Raw genomic sequence first — 17641 nt, 5'->3', positions numbered from 1 at the left:
ATACTTTATTTAGGTATATAAACAGGTGCTTTTTTCACCGGGAAATGCGGTTTGCCTTCCGGATGAATTTCTGCCTGGTCTTCCATGGTCATGGCGCAACGGAAACCAACATCGGCACTGGCCGCTGCCTGATCCATAAAACGGCGGGTTGCGGGGTTTAACCAATAAGCCATATCGTTCCACGAGCCACCTTTATAAACCTTCGATCGGTCGTTCACCAGTGTGGTTCTACCATACAAAAGGTTATTAACAGTATCGTTATAACCGCGTTGATCCGGGTTATAAGGTTTACCATCAATTGATGAAGGATATTTAGTACCCGGTCCGGTTTGATCGGCAGTTTTAGTTTGGTTTTGTTCTGTAAGTGTTAAAGCATATGGTGTTTTACTGCCACTTTTGGCCGGATCGTGTATGGGGTGGCCATTTTTATCAACAATTATTGTTCCGGTTTTAGGGTCGGTACGGGTGTTTACAAACTCATTACCACGTATCGGGTTCATATCGTCGTCCTCGCCGCGTAGTTGTCTGTAAGTATCTGCGGTCCATTCGTTTACGTTGCCTGCCATGTTATACAAGCCAAAATCGTTTGGCAGGTATGAGCGTACCGGGGCGGTAATATCGGCCTTATCGTTTAACGATCCGGCAACGCCGCTATAATCGCCCATGCCGCGTTTAAAGTTGGCTAAAATTAAACCCTGGGTTTGGCGTTTTGGCGATCTTAATCCCATGCCGCTCCACGGATACATTTTACCTTCAACTATATTTTCGTCTTTAGCAACTACGCCTAGAGCAGCATATTCCCACTCGGCCTCGCTTGGCAGGCGGTAGTGCCCTTTTAAAATACCATCTTCGGCACGTACAGGGCGCCTTGCTTTACCGTCTTCGCCGGCTTTTGCGCCTACGCTTAAATCTAAAGGCATTCGTTTGCCGTCAACATCTTTACCGCGAATTTGGTTGTTTAAGTAAAGCTCGGTATTAAATGCCGGAACTACTTTTGCGCCATCATTTGATGCAGTTTTAAAATCGGCAATGCGGCCGGTTTCGCGCAAAATGCCTTCGTTTACCGCATCGGTGCGCCAATCGCAATAATCGTTGGCTTGCTCCCAGGTTACCCCAACCACAGGATAATCCTGAAAGGCGGTATGCCTGAAATAGCTATTTACATAAGGCTCGTTAGCCGATAACGGCCTGCGCCAAACCAAAGTATCTGGCAAGGCATTGTAATAAGCTTCCCTATCTTCGGGGTAATGCGTTTTTATCCAATGTAAATACTCCAGCCAGTTAGAGTTAGACACCTCGGTTTCGTCCATGTAAAAAGATGCAATGGAGCGTCGTTGTTTATCAACCAAATCATATTGCACGTCCTGATCTGCCGATCCGCCTTCTACAAAGGTGCCGCCCTCAATAGGTATAAGGCCCGGGCCGGGTGCAGGGTGTTTCTTTTTAAAAACCTGAAACCCGCCATTGGTTTTGTCGTTATATTTCCAGCCGGTTTTCTCAGATCTTTGTACATGCTTACAGCTGCAAAAAATCAAACAAATGCCAACAAATGTTAAAGCTCTTCCTCTCAAAATTATTTTCATTAATACAAAAAAACCTTGTTAACAAACAAGTACATTTAATTTAATTAGTACTGCTAATATACAGCAATCAATTTAATATTTGGGTATTTTAACAAATACACTTCAATTAACGCAAAAACTAAAACTTAGTATTAAGGTTTTAAATTTTATTGCGTTGCTGTACAATAAAATGCCCGGCAATTATGTTTGCAGTAATTGTGATTACAATTGAAAAATAAGTTATAAATTACGGCGATGAATTTTACTTTGTGGCATTTTAAACGGATAACAACCTTTTTGGTTACACTGGGGGTTTATAGCAACACCTTTGGGCAGGTGGTAGGTGCGGGTGCAACCTCAACCAATGGAAGTTCGTCAAACGCGATACCTACAGCCGTTCCGTTTTTAAGTGTATCGCCCGATTCCCGCTCGGGTGGTATGGGCGATAACGGAGTAGCCCTTTCGCCAGATGTTAATGCAAATTACTGGAACCCCTCAAAACTGGCGTTTATTGAAGATAATACAAGCATGGCGCTATCATACAGCCCCTGGCTGCGCCATTTATTGCCCGATGTTAGCCTTACCTATTTAAGTTTTGCTAAAAAACTTGACGACCGCAACGCCTTTGGCGCATCATTACGCTATTTCAATTTGGGTACAATTGAATTGTTTGACCAATATCAAAGCCCACAGGGTACATACAGGCCCAACGAGTTCTCTATAGATGGTTCTTATGCCCGTAAGTTTGGTACCAACTTTTCTTTGGGCTTAACTATGCGCTACATTCACTCAAGCCTTAGTAACGGTGCCTTTGTTGAAGGGCAAACCATTAATGCCGCAAATGCCGTGGCGGCAGATGTATCCATGTATTATAAAAGCGCGGGGCAGCAATTTGGTAAAGATGCCTTGTTTGCCTTTGGTGTAAACGTATCAAACATAGGCTCTAAAATAGGCTATACCGACGGTGGCGCCACTTATTTTTTACCCACTAATTTAAAAATAGGTGCATCAAACACCTGGAACCTTGATGAGTATAACCAGTTTACAGTGGCCCTTGATCTTAATAAGTTGCTGGTGCCTACACCGCCTATCCGCGACCCATCAACCGGTGCCATTATTAAAGGTAAGGACGATAACCGGTCGGTAGTGTCGGGTATTTTTGGGTCATTTAGTGACGCTCCCGGTGGTTTTAGCGAGGAGCTGAAAGAGATTAGTTTTTCGCCGGGTGTTGAATATTGGTACAATAAACAATTTGCACTGCGTGCCGGTTATTTTTACGAAAACCCTACAAAAGGAAACCGGCAATATGTTACACTTGGCGCAGGTTTAAAATACGATAGTTTTGATTTTGATTTCTCATATTTGATGGCCAGCCAAGACCAAAGCCCGTTGGCAAATACCTTACGTTTTACGTTAGCGTATAAGTTTGGTGGCGGCAAATAATAAACATGAAAATAAAAGTAGGTTTTGGGTTTGATGTGCATCAACTGCGCAGCAATCACACGTTTGTTTTAGGAGGAGTTAAGCTGGATCACCACTCGGGTGCCTATGGCCACTCGGATGCTGATGTTTTGTTGCATGCTATATGCGATGCCTTGCTTGGCGCAGCCAATTTGCGCGATATTGGCTACCATTTTTCAAACACCGATGATAGGTGGAAAGGCATTAGCAGCCTTATTTTATTGCAGGAAGTGGTAAAATTACTAGCCGATAAAGGCTGGGGCATAGGCAATATTGATGCTATGGTTTGCCTTGAGGCCCCCAAAATAAACCCTCATATCCCCGCCATGAAAAAACATATTGCCGAAGCCATCAGCATTAGCGAAGAGGATATCTCCATTAAAGCCACTACCAACGAGCAAATGGGTTTTATTGGCCGGGAAGAAGGCGTAGTTGCCTATGCGGTTTGCTTAATTGAGAAGGTGTAATTACTGTGTTACCTTACGTTTAATACATCAACACTGAACGCCAGTACCGAATTACCCGGTATAGAACCATAGCCCGACGGGCCATAAGCAAGTGCCGAAGGTATAAGCAGCAGTATGCGGCCACCGGCCTTTACCAGCGGTATGCCAATTACCCAACCTTGTATTACCTGCGCAACCCCATTGGTTACCAGTTGTGTACTAAACGAGGTGCGGCCCGGAGAACTGGTTGAGTCAAATTGAGTTCCGTCTAAAAATTTGCCGGTGTAGTTTACCGTTACTGTTGAGGATGCGGATGCATTTACACCCGTGCCTTGTGTAACTATTTGGTAATATAAACCAGATGCATCTTTAGTGGCGGTAATATTATTGGCCTTAATATAGGCTTGTATGGCGGCATCGTCCGCAGCGGCTTGTTTAACCGGATCAAAAGTATCTTCCTTTTTGCCGCAAGAAACAAACAGCGTACAGATGACGCTGAGTAAATATCCTAATTTTTTCATAATTTGTTTTTTATCCTATGCCGTGAACATCAACAGTAAATACCAATACCGAATTTGGAGGTATCTTTTCGCTAGGCGAATCAGCCCCGTAACCCAGGCCGGATGGTATTATCAGTAAAATTTTACCACCTGCCTTTACCAATGGTATCCCAATTTGCCAGCCGCTTATCATTCGTGAAAGCGGTAATGCCATAATACCTGTTGATTTATCAAACTCGGTTCCGTTAAGTAATTTACCAGCATACTCAACATTTACTGTTGAAGCCAGGGTGGCATTAGCGCCTGTACCCTGCGTTATGATTTGATAATATATACCAGATGCCGAATCCTTTTTTGCATCTATTTTATTCGTGGTAAGGTAAGCCTTAATCAATTTATCATCAGCTAAAGCCTGCACACTTGGTGCAGGTTTGGTTGTAACCGTAGCTGTTGTGCTTTGCACGTTGTTGCCCGTGGTTGATGAGCCATTGCTATTGCATGCAGCAATGGCTACCACTGCAAACAGTGCAAATGTAAGTTTACGCATAATATAGTTACACCGTCGTCCTGATCTTCAATTCGTTTAATTGCTTGTCATCAATGGTTGATGGCGAATCGATCATTACATCGCGGCCCGAGTTGTTTTTTGGGAAAGCAATAACATCGCGGATAGAATCCAGCCCGGCAAAAATTGAGCATAACCTATCAAAACCGAATGCAATACCACCATGCGGAGGTGCGCCAAATTCAAAGGCATCCATTAAAAAGCCAAATTGTTTTTGGGCCTCTTCGGGCGAGAAGCCAAGGTGTTTAAACATTAACGATTGCAGGTCGCGGTCGTGAATACGGATAGAACCGCCGCCAACTTCAATACCGTTGATTACCATATCATAGGCATTGGCGCGCACTGCTCCCGGGTCTGTTTCCAACAAGGCAATATCTTCGGGCTTAGGCGAAGTAAAGGGGTGGTGCATAGCGTGGTAACGCTCTGTTTCCTCGTCCCATTCCAATAACGGAAAATCAAGCACCCATAACGGGGCAAAGGTGTTTTTATCGCGCAGGCCTAAGCGTGTGCCCATTTCAAGGCGCAGCTCATTCAGTTGTTTGCGTACTTTATCGGTTAAGCCGGCCAGTATTAAAACCAGATCACCAGGTTGGGTGTTAAATGCAGCCGACCATTTTTTCAACTCGTCTTCGTTATAAAACTTATCAACCGACGATTTTAAGCTACCATCGGCATTGTGGCGAAGGTATATTAACCCTGTGGCGCCAATTTGCGGGCGTTTTAACCATTCGGTTAATTCGTCTAATTGTTTACGGGTATATTCGGCTGCGCCGCTGGCGTTTATACCAACAACCAGTTCGGCGTTATCAAAAACACCAAAGCCTTTGCCTTTAACCAGTTCATTCAATTCAACAAACTCCATCCCGAAGCGCACATCTGGCTTGTCCGATCCATATAAACGCATGGCATCGGCATATTGCATGCGGGGGAAATCAATCAGGTCTATCCCTTTTACATTTTTGAATAAGGTACGGGCCAGGCCTTCAAAGGTGTTTAATATATCTTCCTGCGTAATGAAACTCATTTCGCAATCTATCTGTGTAAACTCCGGCTGACGGTCGGCACGTAAATCCTCGTCCCTAAAGCATTTTACAATTTGGAAATACCTGTCGAAACCGCTTACCATTAACAATTGTTTAAACGTTTGCGGCGATTGTGGCAAGGCGTAAAACTCGCCGGGGTTCATGCGGCTTGGCACCACAAAATCGCGCGCACCTTCCGGGGTCGATTTTATAAGTACAGGGGTTTCAACTTCAATAAAGTTAAGCGCGTCTAAATATTTGCGCACTTCTTGCGCCATTTTGTGGCGCAGTACCATGTTGTTGCGTATAGGTGCGCGGCGCAAATCAAGGTAACGATATTTGGCGCGTAGTTCTTCGCCGCCGTCGGTATCGTCCTCAATCATAAACGGCGGAATTTTGGCTGCGTTTAAAACCTCAATGGCGGTAACCAAAAGTTCAATTTCGCCGGTTGCCATTTTTAGGTTTTTGTTGGTGCGCTCAATAACCTGGCCGGTAACCTTAATTACAAACTCACGGCCCAAACCACGGCTAACTTCGCGTAAAGCAGCGTCGGTATCGGTATTAAACACCAGTTGCGTTAATCCGTAACGGTCGCGCACGTCAATAAAAGTGGTGCCGCCCAAATCGCGCGATTTTTGCACCCATCCGCATAATACAACAGTTTGGCCTAAGTGACTGATATTTAAATCGCCACAAGTATGAGTTCTAAGCATAGTAGTTTAGTAAAGTTTGCAAAAGTATAAAATAGATATGAGTATTGAGATATGAGTATTGAGATAACGATTAGTTTTGGTTTTTAACCCCGCTTTAGGCGTTAGCTACCGAACAAGGGCTGGTTTGTAGTTACTTAGAGGCTTTACTCCACATTAAAAATCGAAAACCACGTAGAATTAGTAAAAATACTATACTTAGAATTGTTTTCTTTCATTCAAACACATCTCACATCTTACCTTTTACATCAGCCATAAGCGTAATCTCAAATCTAATTTATCAATACTCATATCTATTCTATATCTTTGCGCTATAATTCTCAAGGGGTGCCTTGCTTTGGAACGATAACACAAGTCGCGAATTGTGTTAACCAAACTGAAAGACAGGCTGAGATCAAACCCATGTCCCCCGACCACCTGAAAGGTGAGTATTCATTTACTCACCCCCTTCAGGGGGCCGGGGGGCTGCACCTGATCCGGGTAATGCCGGCGTAGGGAGAGGTAAAAATAGTTAAGTGTACTGCTTGTTCACCCTGACTGGCAGATGGTTTAACTCAATTTAATTTACAAACATTGAAAAAATTATTATTAGCCATTAGTGGCCTTGTGCTGCCTTTTTTGGCCGCGGCCCAGTTTTCCGTATCCGGAAAAATTACAGACGCACAAACCGGCGAAACTTTGCCGGGCGCAACAATTACCATCCAAAACCAAAGCCAGGCTGCCGATTCGCAGGGCATTTACATTATTAAAAGCTTAAAAAAGGGTGTTTACACCGTTAAGGTAAAATATGTGGGTTACGAGGTGGAGCAAACCCTGATTGAAGTAGCAGCCAATGTTACCAAAGATTTTTACCTGAGCAAAAGTACTACCCTTGCCGGCGAGGTAAACGTTAACGCTACCCGGGCATCAAAAACAGCAGCAACAACCTTTACCAATTTAAGTAAAAAGGATTTGGAGAAAAACAATCTCGGTCAGGATTTGCCTTTTTTGCTTAACCAAACCCCGTCTGCCGTTGTCACATCTGATGCAGGTACCGGCGTGGGTTATACAGGAATCCATATTCGTGGCACCGATGCAACACGCACCAACTTAACCCTAAACGGCATCCCGTTAAACGACGCCGAAGACCAGGGCGCGTACTTTGTTGATCTGCCCGATTTGGCCTCTTCTGTTGATAACATACAGATACAGCGCGGCGTAGGTACCTCAACCAACGGCGCAGGTGCCTTTGGTGCCAGTATCAATATGCAAACCAACGTTCGCCGCGATACCGGTTATGCCGAACTCAACAACTCTTTCGGCTCGTATGGTACATTAAAAAATACGGTTAGCTTAGGTTCGGGCCTGGTAGGCAATCACTTTCAATTTGATGGCCGCTTATCGCGGATCAAATCCGACGGTTATATTGATCGTGCCTCGTCTGATTTAAAATCGTACTTCCTGAGCGGTGCCTACTATGGTAAAAATACAACCGTACAAGCCAATGTGTTTTCGGGTTACGAAAAAACCTACCAGGCCTGGGACGGTGTGCCCGAAGCCCTGATGGGTACTCACCGTACCTATAACGAATTGGGCTTAAAGCCGAATGGCACCTTTTATAACAACCAAACCGACAACTATACCCAAAACTATGCGCAGGTACTGGTTGGGCAAAAAATATCGGATGTACTATCATTTAACGGTGCATTGCATTATACCAAAGGCTATGGTTATTACGAAGAATACAAGCGAGACCAGGATTTAACCAGTTATGGTATAAAGCCGATAGTTGCCGGCAGTACAACCGACCTGGTTAGGCGTTTATGGTTAGATAACGATTTTTACGGTTTAACCTACGCCTTCGATTTTCATCCCGATCAGGATTTTAAGGGTATTTTGGGTGGAGCTTATAATGAGTATAAAGGCCGCCATTATGATAACATAGAGTGGACGCAGCAAGGTGCCAATGTACCGCCCGATTACGAATACTCGCGCAACAACGCCAAAAAAACCGATTTCAATATCTTTGGTAAAGCCGAACAAACGGTGGGCGATTTTAAGTTTTCTGTCGATTTGCAATATCGCCATATCAATTATTCTTTCTTAGGTTTCGATCGAAACTTAAATAATGTTCAACAAGATGTTCAGCTTGATTTTTTTAACCCTAAAGCTGGTATAACTTATTTATTTAGCGATAACAGCAATGTTTATGCATCCATCGCGGTAGCCAACCACGAGCCTAACCGGTCGGACTTTGTTAACTCAACACCCGACAGTCGCCCAAAGTCAGAAAATTTGAAAGATCTGGAAATAGGCTATCGCACCAAAGGCGACAATTATAGCTTTGGGGCTAATGGTTTTTACATGCTGTATAAAAACCAGCTGGTACTAACCGGTCAGTTAAATGATGTTGGCGAAGCTATCCGCAGCAATGTTGATAAAAGCTACCGCGCGGGTATTGAGCTTGAGGGCCGCGTAAAAATAACAAGCTGGTTAAACTGGGCCGGTAATGCTGCCTTTAGCGCAAACAAGGTGCAAAACTTTAACCAGTATTTAATAAACTATTACGATGTGAGCGATTACACCAAGTACAAAATAACCGGCAAGCAGTACGGCACAACCGATCTGGCTTATTCGCCGGGCGTAGTAGCCTACAGCGAGTTTGGTTTTGTACCCGTTAAAGGCGGTGAAGTGGCTTTGATAAGCAAGTTTGTTGGCAAACAATATTTGGATAACACATCAAATATTAACCCCGATGGTTACCCAACTGCTACTGTTAATGGTTATCCCTCAAACCGCTACCTCGATTCGTACTTTGTAAGTAATTTACGGTTGAGGTACAACTTCAGCACAAAGTCAATCAAAAATATTGGTTTAACACTTTTGGTGAATAACGTTTTCAATAAGCTTTATTCGGCCAACGGAGCCACTTATCCCGATATTGAAGGTGGTTCGGTTTATAACTATAATTACTACTATCCGCAGGCCACACGTAATTTTTTGGCTTCGCTTAGTTTGGTATTTTAAATGGACATGCACCAGTTAATGCAATTGCTCATGGAGCAAATTAAAGCAACCACACCTATTGAGTGGATAGCCGTTGCCATGAGCGTTGCCGAAGTTTTGCTGGCGCGCATTAATAACGTATGGTTATACCCAACCGGTATTATTGGTACCGTGTTGGGTATCTACCTGCTACTAAATGTGCATTTATATGGCGAATCGTTATTGAATGTATATTATTTGGTAATGAGCTTTTACGGCTGGTATTATTGGCTTAAAAAGAAAGGTGAGCCGCCCGTAAAAATTACCTGGAGTAGCCGCACCGAATGGGTAGTTACATTAAGTATTACTTTTATTGGCTGGGCAATTTTGTATGCTATATTAAACCACGGTTTTGTGTTTTGGCGGTTTAACTTTCCGCCGTCAAACGTGCCCATTTGGGATGCCTTTGTATCATCAAGCGCGTGGGCGGGTATGTGGTTGCTTGCCCGCCGTAAAATTGAAAACTGGCTGCTGCTTAATTTGAGTAATGTTTTTGCAGTGCCGCTATTGTTTTATAAGCATTTACCCTTGTTTGGTTTTTTAACCATCTTTTTATTTGTAATAGGCGTATGGGGCTTTATTGATTGGATTAAGATATACAATAAAGAAAAATCGTCAGTTTTACTTGCCGCTTAATGGATATAAGTTACCACCCATCAACTCAATTACAGGCAGACTGCATCGGCATTATTAGGCGCACAGCACCTTTAGCCGAGCAAGCCCGCCAGCTTTTACCCCAACAGTTAGAGCTTATATACCAACAACAATGGTTTAAAATGCTTGTGCCTAAACAATACGGCGGTTTGGAAATGGATTTAAACCAGGAAGTACGCCTGATTGAAGCCTTAGCCTGGGCCGATGGTAGCTTGGGTTGGGTAATTACATTGTGTACAGGTGCGGGTTGGTTCGGTGGGTTTTTGGATGAACAATTTGCCCAGCAAATATTTGCCGACCGTTCGGTTTGCCTTGCCGGAAGTGGTGCGCCAACAGGAACGGCAACTGTAACCAGCAACGGCTATGTAATTAACGGCACCTGGAAATATGCCAGTGGGGCATTAAACACCACGCACTTTACTGCCAACTGCAAAATTTTAGAGGATGGCCAACCGGTATTAAACCAACACGGCGAACCACTTATACAACCCTTTGTATTTAAAAAAAGCGAAGTGAACGTAATACCTGCCTGGGCCTATATAGGCATGGTATCAACAGGTAGCCACAGTTTTGAGGTAAAAAATGTGGTAGTACCGCCATGCCGTGCCTTTAAAATTGATGCTGCTTTTACAAAGGTAAGCCGGCCTTTATATATTTATCCCTTTCATCAACTGGCGGAGGCTACACTGGCGGCTAACCTATCGGGCATGGCTATCCATTTTATTGATTTGTGCAGGGATGCTTTTGCAGAAAAAAATGTAAGTAAAAATTTAAAGCCTGAGCAGCAAGCCGAATTAAGCAGCGTTTTGCTATCATCAATATCTGAGCTTAATTTGGTAAGGGAATCGTTTTACATGTGTCTCGATCAATCATGGTCGGATTTTACAATAGCTAACCGAGCCAGCCAAACTCAAAACCTGCAAAATGTGAGTTTGGCAAGCCGGGCATTGGCAAAAAAAGCCAGGCAAATTGTAGATGAACTGTACCCTTACTGTGGCCTTGATGCGGCCCGCAGCCATTCGGAACTTAACCGTGTTTGGCGCGATATGCATACGGCGAGCCAACATAGCTTGTTCACTTTTTCGGTTTAAGTACACTAACATAGTGCTAGCATGTTAATTCTTAACATAAATATCACATTCGGTTGAGTTGTATTGCTGATATTTGAGTTTTTATAGTGATTATCAACATGAAACTAAAATGCCTCTCCATTGCCTTATTGGCCTTAACAACATTAGCCGCATCGGCTCAAACTAAAAAAACTGCAATTGCTGCTACCACTGCTGTTCCGCGCCCTAAACTGGTTGTGGGTATTGTGGTAGATCAAATGCGTTGGGATTATCTGTATCGCTATTACAGCCGCTACCAAAGCAATGGCTTTAAACGTTTACTAAACGAAGGCTTTAGCTGCGATAATACTAATCTGGATTATATCCCTACCGTTACTGCAGCCGGGCATACGTGTATTTACACAGGCACCGTTCCGGCTATACATGGCATCGCCGGTAACGATTTTATTATTCAGGCAACAGGGCAATCAATGTATTGCACCGAAGATGCTACCGTAAAAACGGTGGGCAGTACGTCGGTAGCTGGCCAAATGTCGCCACGTAATTTACTAACCACCACCGTAACAGACGAGTTGCGCCTGGCAACAAACTTTAAAGCCAAAGTAATAGGCATATCACTTAAAGACCGTGGCGGTATTTTACCTGCAGGCCACAGTGCTAATGCCGCTTATTGGTTTGACGACGCAACCGGTAACTGGATAACCAGCACCTATTACATGAATAGCCTGCCGGCATGGGTAAATAATTTTAACCAGCAAAAAAATGCTGAAAAGTATTTGAAGCAAGATTGGAACACCTTATACCCGGTTAACACTTACGACCAAAGTACCGAAGACAACAGCCCTCGTTACGAAGGCAAGCCCAAAGGTGCCGATGCGCCAACCATGCCCGTAAAAACTTCGGCAATGTATGCTAAAGATTACGGCGCTATACGTACTACGCCCTATGGCAACTCCATCACGTTAGATTTAGCTAAGGAAGCCATTGAAAATGAAAAATTAGGAAAAAATACCGTTACCGACTTTTTAGCCCTAAGCTTATCATCAACAGATTATATTGGCCACCAATATGGTATTAACGCCGTTGAAACCGAAGATACCTATTTGCGCCTGGACCGCGATTTAGCCAGCTTTTTTACATACCTGGATAATACAGTTGGTAAAGGAAACTATACCGTGTTTTTAACCGCCGACCACGGCGCGGCACACAATCCAACTTTTTTAACCGACCATAATATCCCTGCCGGGATGTGGAACGAGGCAGCCGCAAAAAACGAATTGAATAAACAATTGTTAGGCAAATACAAGGCCGATTCGTTAGTGCTAAGTTTAATGAATTACCAGGTTAATTTTAACTATAGCGCAATCAATCGCTTACATCTGGATGAAACCGAATTAAAAAACGACTGTATAAAATACCTGGAAAAACAGCCTGCTATTGCTTTTGCTGTCGACATGAAAAAGGCTGCCGATGCATCTATACCGGTTGCCCTGCGCACCCGGATTGTTAACGGCTACAATGCCGACAGAAGCGGGTCGGTTCAAATTGTTTTAAAACCCGGATGGTTCTCGGGCCATGGCAGCACCGGCACAACGCACGGCACCTGGAACCCCTATGATACCCACATCCCCCTGGTTTTTATGGGCTGGGGAATTCCGCATGGCCATACCAATGCATCAATCCACATGACGGATATAGCACCTACGGTAGCCGCCTTACTACATATTCAAACACCTAACGGCACCATTGGCTTGCCTATAGTTGAGATAGTAAGATAATTGGTTTAATATAATAAAGTCCGGAAAATGTTGGAACCCATTTTTCCGGACTTTATTATTTACATTTGATAAACCCAATTGCCATGTCGCCCAGTATAACCTTAACCTTGTGGACTTTATTTAACCTGTTGCTTTTAACAGCACTCATAATAGTAATCTATCGCTTTTTGAGTAACCGGGTGAAGGGCAAAAACATTAAAGGTTAATTTGTTGTTACAGGCATAGCATGAAAAAATACGTTTCTCGCTTTCACTATTTAACTCAGGATTTACCTGGCCGCAGCCATGCCGAGCAAACCCAAATGGCTTGCCAGGCCGGGGTTAACTGGATACAGTACCGCTGCCTGAGTAAAACAGACGAGGAAATGATACCCGAAATACACCAGGTAGCCAGCATTTGCGACGATTGGGGTGCTACCCTCATACTAACCAACCATTACCATTTACTGGATAAGGTTGATGCCCAAGGCGTACATATCGAAGATATGGATGCCGATTTAGCGGTTATCCGCGAAATTATTACCGACGAAAAAACATTGGGCGCATCAGCCACAACAATTGATAACCTACTACAATTGCAAAAGCAAGGCTTTGCCGATTACGTGGGCTACGGCCCCTTTGCCCACACCGAAACCAAGCCTAATAATTACCCGCTGTTGGGCTACAACGGCTACCGCGAATTAGAAAAATATCCTGTAAATATCCCCATCATAGCAGTTGGTGGCATCCAGTTAAACGGTGTTGAACATTTAATGCAAACCGGAATAACAGGCATTGCCGTATCAGGCGCAGTCAATAACGCCACGGACCCGCAAGCGATGTTAAAAGCTTTTTATCAAAAAACTCATTGATAATAGCTACTCACTCACTCACTCAATCAATCACTCACTCACTCACTCAATCAATCAATCAATCAATCAATCAATCAATCAATCAATCAATCAATCAATCAATCAATCAATCAATCAATCAATCAATCAATCAATCAATCAATCAATCAATCAATCAATCCCCTGCCAAAATACTATGCGTGCATTGTATTTGTGAAAAATTAATACGACCTTGGCTTTATAAACCTCTTGCTTAATGAACACTATACAGGTAACTATTAAAGACCGGCTGGCCGTTATTGCACTTAACCGTGGCAAATCAAACCCCATGAATGCCGAAATGGTAAAGGAGTTGCACACCCTGGTGCATAGTATTGATAATGACGATAATATTGGTGGCCTCATTATAACCGGGAAAGAAAACTTTTTTTCGGCAGGGTTGGATTTGATAGAACTTTACGATTATAACGAAGAACAGATTACTGCTTTTTGGACGGACTTTTTGGCCCTGCAAGCCAAACTGGTTTCGTTTAAAAAACCTATGGTTGCGGCAATTAGCGGCCACAGCCCGGCAGGCGGTTGCGTAATAGCCATTTGCTGCGATTACCGCGTAATGGCGCAAGGCAAATATATTATTGGCCTAAACGAGATACCCGTAGGCATTATTGTACCCGATAGTATTTTCCATTTGTATTCGTTTTGGCTGGGGCAGCGCAAGGCTTATCAGTTGTTGATGGAAGGCAAGTTGCTAAGTGTTGATGAGGCCTTACAGGCCGGTTTAATTGACGAGATAAGTAACCCCGAGAGCGTAATAAGTACTGCCGAAAAGCAAATACGCAAGTATATGCAGCTAAACCCCGTTACCTGGAGCCAAAGCAAGCTTAACCTGCGCAAGCACCTGATAGCTGCCACCAATGCCGACCAAACCGAAACCCTTAACCAAATGATAAAACAATGGTGGGCTCCCGAAACACGCAAGGCCTTGGATATGATAATTCAGAATTTGAAAACTCCGAGGAGCCCGCTTTAAAGCCCCCTCTAAATCTCCCCCCGGTAGGGGAGACTTTTGGGGAATGGTGTGATATGAGATTTACAATAATATTTATATAACGGTAAAATTAAAAAACAAAAAGTTTCCCCTACCGGGGGGAGATTTAGAGGGGGCTTTTTTTATGTTAAAAGACGATGCATTACAAGGGAAAACAATTATAGTAACCGGTGGCGGCACCGGGTTAGGTAAAGCTATGGCAACCTACTTTTTAAAGCTTGGCGCCAACCTGGTTATCACCAGCCGAAAGCTGGAGGTACTGCAAAAAACCGCCACCGAAATGGAAGCCGAAACAGGGGGCAAGGTGTTAGCCATAGCCTGCGATGTGCGCAATTACGACGAAGTGGAGGCCATGCTCAAACAATCGATAGAAAAATTTGGGCGGGTTAATGTATTACTTAATAACGCGGCAGGTAACTTCATATCCCCTACCGAAAGGTTATCGGCAAATGCGTTTTCAACAGTTATTGATATTGTGCTTAAAGGCTCGGCCAATTGCTCGCTGGCATTGGGTAAATATTGGATAAAAGAAAAAATTGCCGGTACTACATTAAATATAGTTACTACTTACGCATTTACCGGCTCGGCCTATGTGGTGCCATCGGCTTGCGCCAAAGGAGGTGTACTGGCCATGACGCGGTCTTTAGCTGTGGAATGGGGAAGGCACGGCATTCGCACCAATGCCATTGCACCCGGGCCTTTCCCTACAAAGGGAGCCTGGGAGCGTTTACTACCCGGCGATATGGCGGCTAAGTTTGATTTTAAAAACCGTGTGCCATTAAAGCGCGTAGGCGAACACCAGGAGCTGGCAAACCTTGCTGCATTTTTAGTTTCGGATTTTTCGGGATATATCAATGGCGAAGTGATTACTATTGACGGAGGTGAGTGGCTGCAAGGTGCTGGTCAGTTTAGTGCCCTTGAGATGGTGAGCAACGAAATGTGGGACGGCATTGAAAAACTAACCCGCGGCGCTAAGGGAAGTTAAAACAACGTTTTACATTAATGTGTTGATTGTTTTGGTTAAATTTGTGCTAACTATGTCAACCCAGGTAGAAGAGCAAACGCTAACTTTAGAAGAAGTTTTAGCCGGATTAAAAGAATTGCACCGGCTTATTTTGTGGAACGATGACGTTAACAGTTTTGACCATGTAATTTATTGCATGATGAAATACCTTGACTATACCGAATCGCAGGCGGAAAAAATCGCCTGGAAGGTTCATAACGAAGGTAAATGCGCCGTTTTAGAAGGCTCTTTTACCGAAATGGAGATTTACCGTAAAATACTTCAGCAAGAAGGTTTAACCGTTTCGGTAGATTAAGCGCTTATTCTCCGGTTGACGTTTTTCACAGTTGTACCTATAGCTATAGGCTGTGGTGCTAAAATTAATGCTATCTTTTTTATCAATAACTACATTTTTTTTGCATTGACCAAGGTTTTACTTGAGCGTAGGGAAATTTATGCCGATATTAAATATCGGTAACTCAACTTATGGGTTATGAAAAAAATTGCTGATTGGATAGAGAGAAAGTCTCCCGAAAGGGCTCAAAGAAACATCCACGATGTGTGCACAATCATGCAATGTTATTAAACTACCGGCAATACTAAATAGTACTGCCGGTAGAGTTTATATGTGTTTACGGTAGTAACCGTGAAAAAGAATTGGAATAAAAGAAAAAAGTATGTTTGAAAAAGGTAAAAATGCCTAAGGCTAATTACATTAAAAACACTAAACTATCTTTTATAGCCACCGCCGCCGCTACCGCCACGGTTGTAGCCACCACCACCGCCACCGCTATTGCCGCCACGGTTGTAACCACCACCGCCGCCGCTACCGCCACGGTATCCGCCACCACCTGATGGACGCTCTTTTTTCTCTTCAGCCTGGTTTACAACAATTGTTCTGCCATAAAGTTCAGCACCATTTACTTCCGAAATAGCTTTTTGAGCTGCCTCATCATCAGGCATTTCAATAAAGCCAAAACCTTTGCTTCTGCCTGTTTCTCTGTCAGTGATAATCTTTACCGATGTAACTTCACCAAATTCTTCAAAAACTTCTTTCAATTCACTTTCTTCAACTTTAAACGGAAGACTACCTACAAAAATGTTCATGTTTTTTTATCAATTAATTTTTAATGTTTTAGCAAAAGTATATTAAATAAAATAAGTTGCACAATTAGCGCAAAGAAAATGCGAATAATTACCTTAAAAAATCTTTATTTATAAAATACGCCTGCACAATTTTAAAGTTTATGCTTGTTTAAACTATAAGCAAAGGGTATGTTTAATAATTTTTTGGTTAAAGCGCATCATCAATCTTAAGCTACTAAAGCAATAATGTTTTAAATTGTTTTAGCGTAATTAAAAAAAAAGGCGACAATTTAATTAGCTATCGACCCGCAAATTGATCACCAAACCCCAAATTAGTTTTATATTTAAACTGAAAACCTAAATTATTTATAACCATGAACTGGAAACTCATTTTTCAACTCTCCATGTTTGGCCTCATTATGGCCTTTGGAACAATCTCTCTTATCCCCGAAAAGGTAGAATTTATATTTTGGCTTTTTATATCTATTGCAGTGGCTTATGTTATAGCAAAAGTTTGTACCGGCAAATACTTTGCACACGGCTTTTTTGTAAGCGGACTTAACAGTGTGTACCTTACCACAACACACACCTTTTTTTATACAAGCTACAGCACCCACCACCCCGATATGAGTAAAATGATGCCTGCGGGTGGCTATCTCATTGGCTATATGATAGGTATCGGCCTAATTTCGGCAATAGTTTTTGGCTTGTTTCAGGGGTTATTTGCCCTTATAGCATCAAAGCTGGTTAAGCAAAAAACACCCTTACAGTGATATTGCTAAGCAGGTGTGTTTTGCGTTTTGGTTAATGGTATTATTAAATAATATCATTAACTCCAGATTTCTAATTATAAAATACATGCTTTAGTAAGCGGAGCCGCTAC

Annotated in this window: 16 protein-coding genes; 11 read left to right on the top strand and 5 right to left on the bottom strand. The window is 43.1% G+C overall.

The window, feature by feature from the left end; genetic code table 11:
• Nucleotides 1-5: 5 nt before the first annotated feature.
• On the bottom strand, nt 6-1583 hold the full coding sequence (locus BDD43_RS04725) for an SUMF1/EgtB/PvdO family nonheme iron enzyme (protein WP_121196658.1): 1578 nt from the start codon (nt 1581-1583) through the stop codon (nt 6-8).
• A 234-nt stretch (nt 1584-1817) separates the two neighbouring features.
• Between BDD43_RS04725 and porV the strand changes: the two genes are divergently transcribed.
• Entirely contained in the window at nt 1818-3005 is a 1188-nt protein-coding gene (gene porV, locus BDD43_RS04720) for a type IX secretion system outer membrane channel protein PorV (protein ID WP_121196657.1), read from the top strand.
• Between the two features lie 5 nt (nt 3006-3010).
• Nucleotides 3011-3490, top strand: coding sequence for a 2-C-methyl-D-erythritol 2,4-cyclodiphosphate synthase (ispF, locus tag BDD43_RS04715; RefSeq protein WP_121196656.1), 480 nt, complete (start codon nt 3011-3013; stop codon nt 3488-3490).
• An 8-nt stretch (nt 3491-3498) separates the two neighbouring features.
• On the opposite strand, the gene BDD43_RS04710 is transcribed toward ispF, so the two are convergent.
• The 3 genes from BDD43_RS04710 to aspS are packed head-to-tail and all read right to left on the bottom strand — an operon-like array spanning nt 3499 to nt 6269.
• Nucleotides 3499-3990, bottom strand: coding sequence for an FKBP-type peptidyl-prolyl cis-trans isomerase (locus tag BDD43_RS04710; protein WP_121196655.1), 492 nt, complete (start codon nt 3988-3990; stop codon nt 3499-3501).
• A gap of 10 nt (nt 3991-4000) precedes the next feature.
• Entirely contained in the window at nt 4001-4516 is a 516-nt protein-coding gene (locus tag BDD43_RS04705; RefSeq protein WP_121196654.1) for an FKBP-type peptidyl-prolyl cis-trans isomerase, read from the bottom strand.
• Nucleotides 4517-4523: 7 nt separating this feature from the next.
• Nucleotides 4524-6269, bottom strand: a complete 1746-nt coding sequence (aspS, locus tag BDD43_RS04700; protein WP_121196653.1) for an aspartate--tRNA ligase — start codon at nt 6267-6269, stop codon at nt 4524-4526.
• Nucleotides 6270-6839: 570 nt separating this feature from the next.
• Here aspS and BDD43_RS04695 point away from each other — a divergent pair.
• From BDD43_RS04695 to BDD43_RS04655, 8 genes are all read left to right on the top strand, one after another.
• Nucleotides 6840-9272 carry a TonB-dependent receptor gene (locus BDD43_RS04695; RefSeq protein WP_121196652.1) on the top strand — a complete coding sequence of 811 codons (2433 nt, stop codon included), beginning with the start codon at nt 6840-6842 and terminating at the stop codon, nt 9270-9272.
• A 30-nt stretch (nt 9273-9302) separates the two neighbouring features.
• On the top strand, nt 9303-9926 hold the full coding sequence (gene pnuC, locus BDD43_RS04690; RefSeq protein ID WP_246001458.1) for a nicotinamide riboside transporter PnuC: 624 nt from the start codon (nt 9303-9305) through the stop codon (nt 9924-9926).
• Nucleotides 9926-11035, top strand: a complete 1110-nt coding sequence (locus BDD43_RS04685; RefSeq protein ID WP_121196650.1) for an acyl-CoA dehydrogenase family protein — start codon at nt 9926-9928, stop codon at nt 11033-11035. The genes pnuC and BDD43_RS04685 overlap by 1 nt, the downstream gene beginning before the upstream one ends.
• A gap of 98 nt (nt 11036-11133) precedes the next feature.
• Entirely contained in the window at nt 11134-12792 is a 1659-nt protein-coding gene (gene pafA, locus BDD43_RS04680) for an alkaline phosphatase PafA (RefSeq protein WP_121196649.1), read from the top strand.
• Nucleotides 12793-13018: 226 nt separating this feature from the next.
• Complete coding sequence (locus BDD43_RS04675; protein ID WP_121196648.1) at nt 13019-13642, top strand: thiamine phosphate synthase; 624 nt, start codon at nt 13019-13021, stop codon at nt 13640-13642.
• Between the two features lie 235 nt (nt 13643-13877).
• Nucleotides 13878-14651: an enoyl-CoA hydratase/isomerase family protein gene (locus BDD43_RS04665; protein ID WP_121196647.1), complete on the top strand. Its 774-nt coding sequence runs from the start codon at nt 13878-13880 to the stop codon at nt 14649-14651.
• A 142-nt stretch (nt 14652-14793) separates the two neighbouring features.
• On the top strand, nt 14794-15654 hold the full coding sequence (locus BDD43_RS04660; RefSeq protein WP_121196646.1) for an SDR family oxidoreductase: 861 nt from the start codon (nt 14794-14796) through the stop codon (nt 15652-15654).
• Between the two features lie 52 nt (nt 15655-15706).
• On the top strand, nt 15707-15988 hold the full coding sequence (locus BDD43_RS04655) for an ATP-dependent Clp protease adaptor ClpS (RefSeq protein WP_121201876.1): 282 nt from the start codon (nt 15707-15709) through the stop codon (nt 15986-15988).
• 413 nt (nt 15989-16401) lie between these two features.
• Here BDD43_RS04655 and BDD43_RS04650 read toward each other — a convergent pair whose 3' ends face one another.
• A complete protein-coding gene (locus BDD43_RS04650; RefSeq protein ID WP_121196645.1) occupies nt 16402-16779 on the bottom strand; it encodes an RNA recognition motif domain-containing protein in 378 nt (125 codons plus the stop codon).
• Between the two features lie 353 nt (nt 16780-17132).
• Between BDD43_RS04650 and BDD43_RS04645 the strand changes: the two genes are divergently transcribed.
• Nucleotides 17133-17531 carry a hypothetical protein gene (locus BDD43_RS04645; protein WP_121196644.1) on the top strand — a complete coding sequence of 133 codons (399 nt, stop codon included), beginning with the start codon at nt 17133-17135 and terminating at the stop codon, nt 17529-17531.
• Nucleotides 17532-17641 lie beyond the last annotated feature (110 nt).

The sequence above is a fragment of the Mucilaginibacter gracilis genome (genome assembly GCF_003633615.1).
Lineage (GTDB): Bacteria > Bacteroidota > Bacteroidia > Sphingobacteriales > Sphingobacteriaceae > Mucilaginibacter > Mucilaginibacter gracilis.
This window is presented reverse-complemented; position numbering and strand designations above follow the sequence as displayed.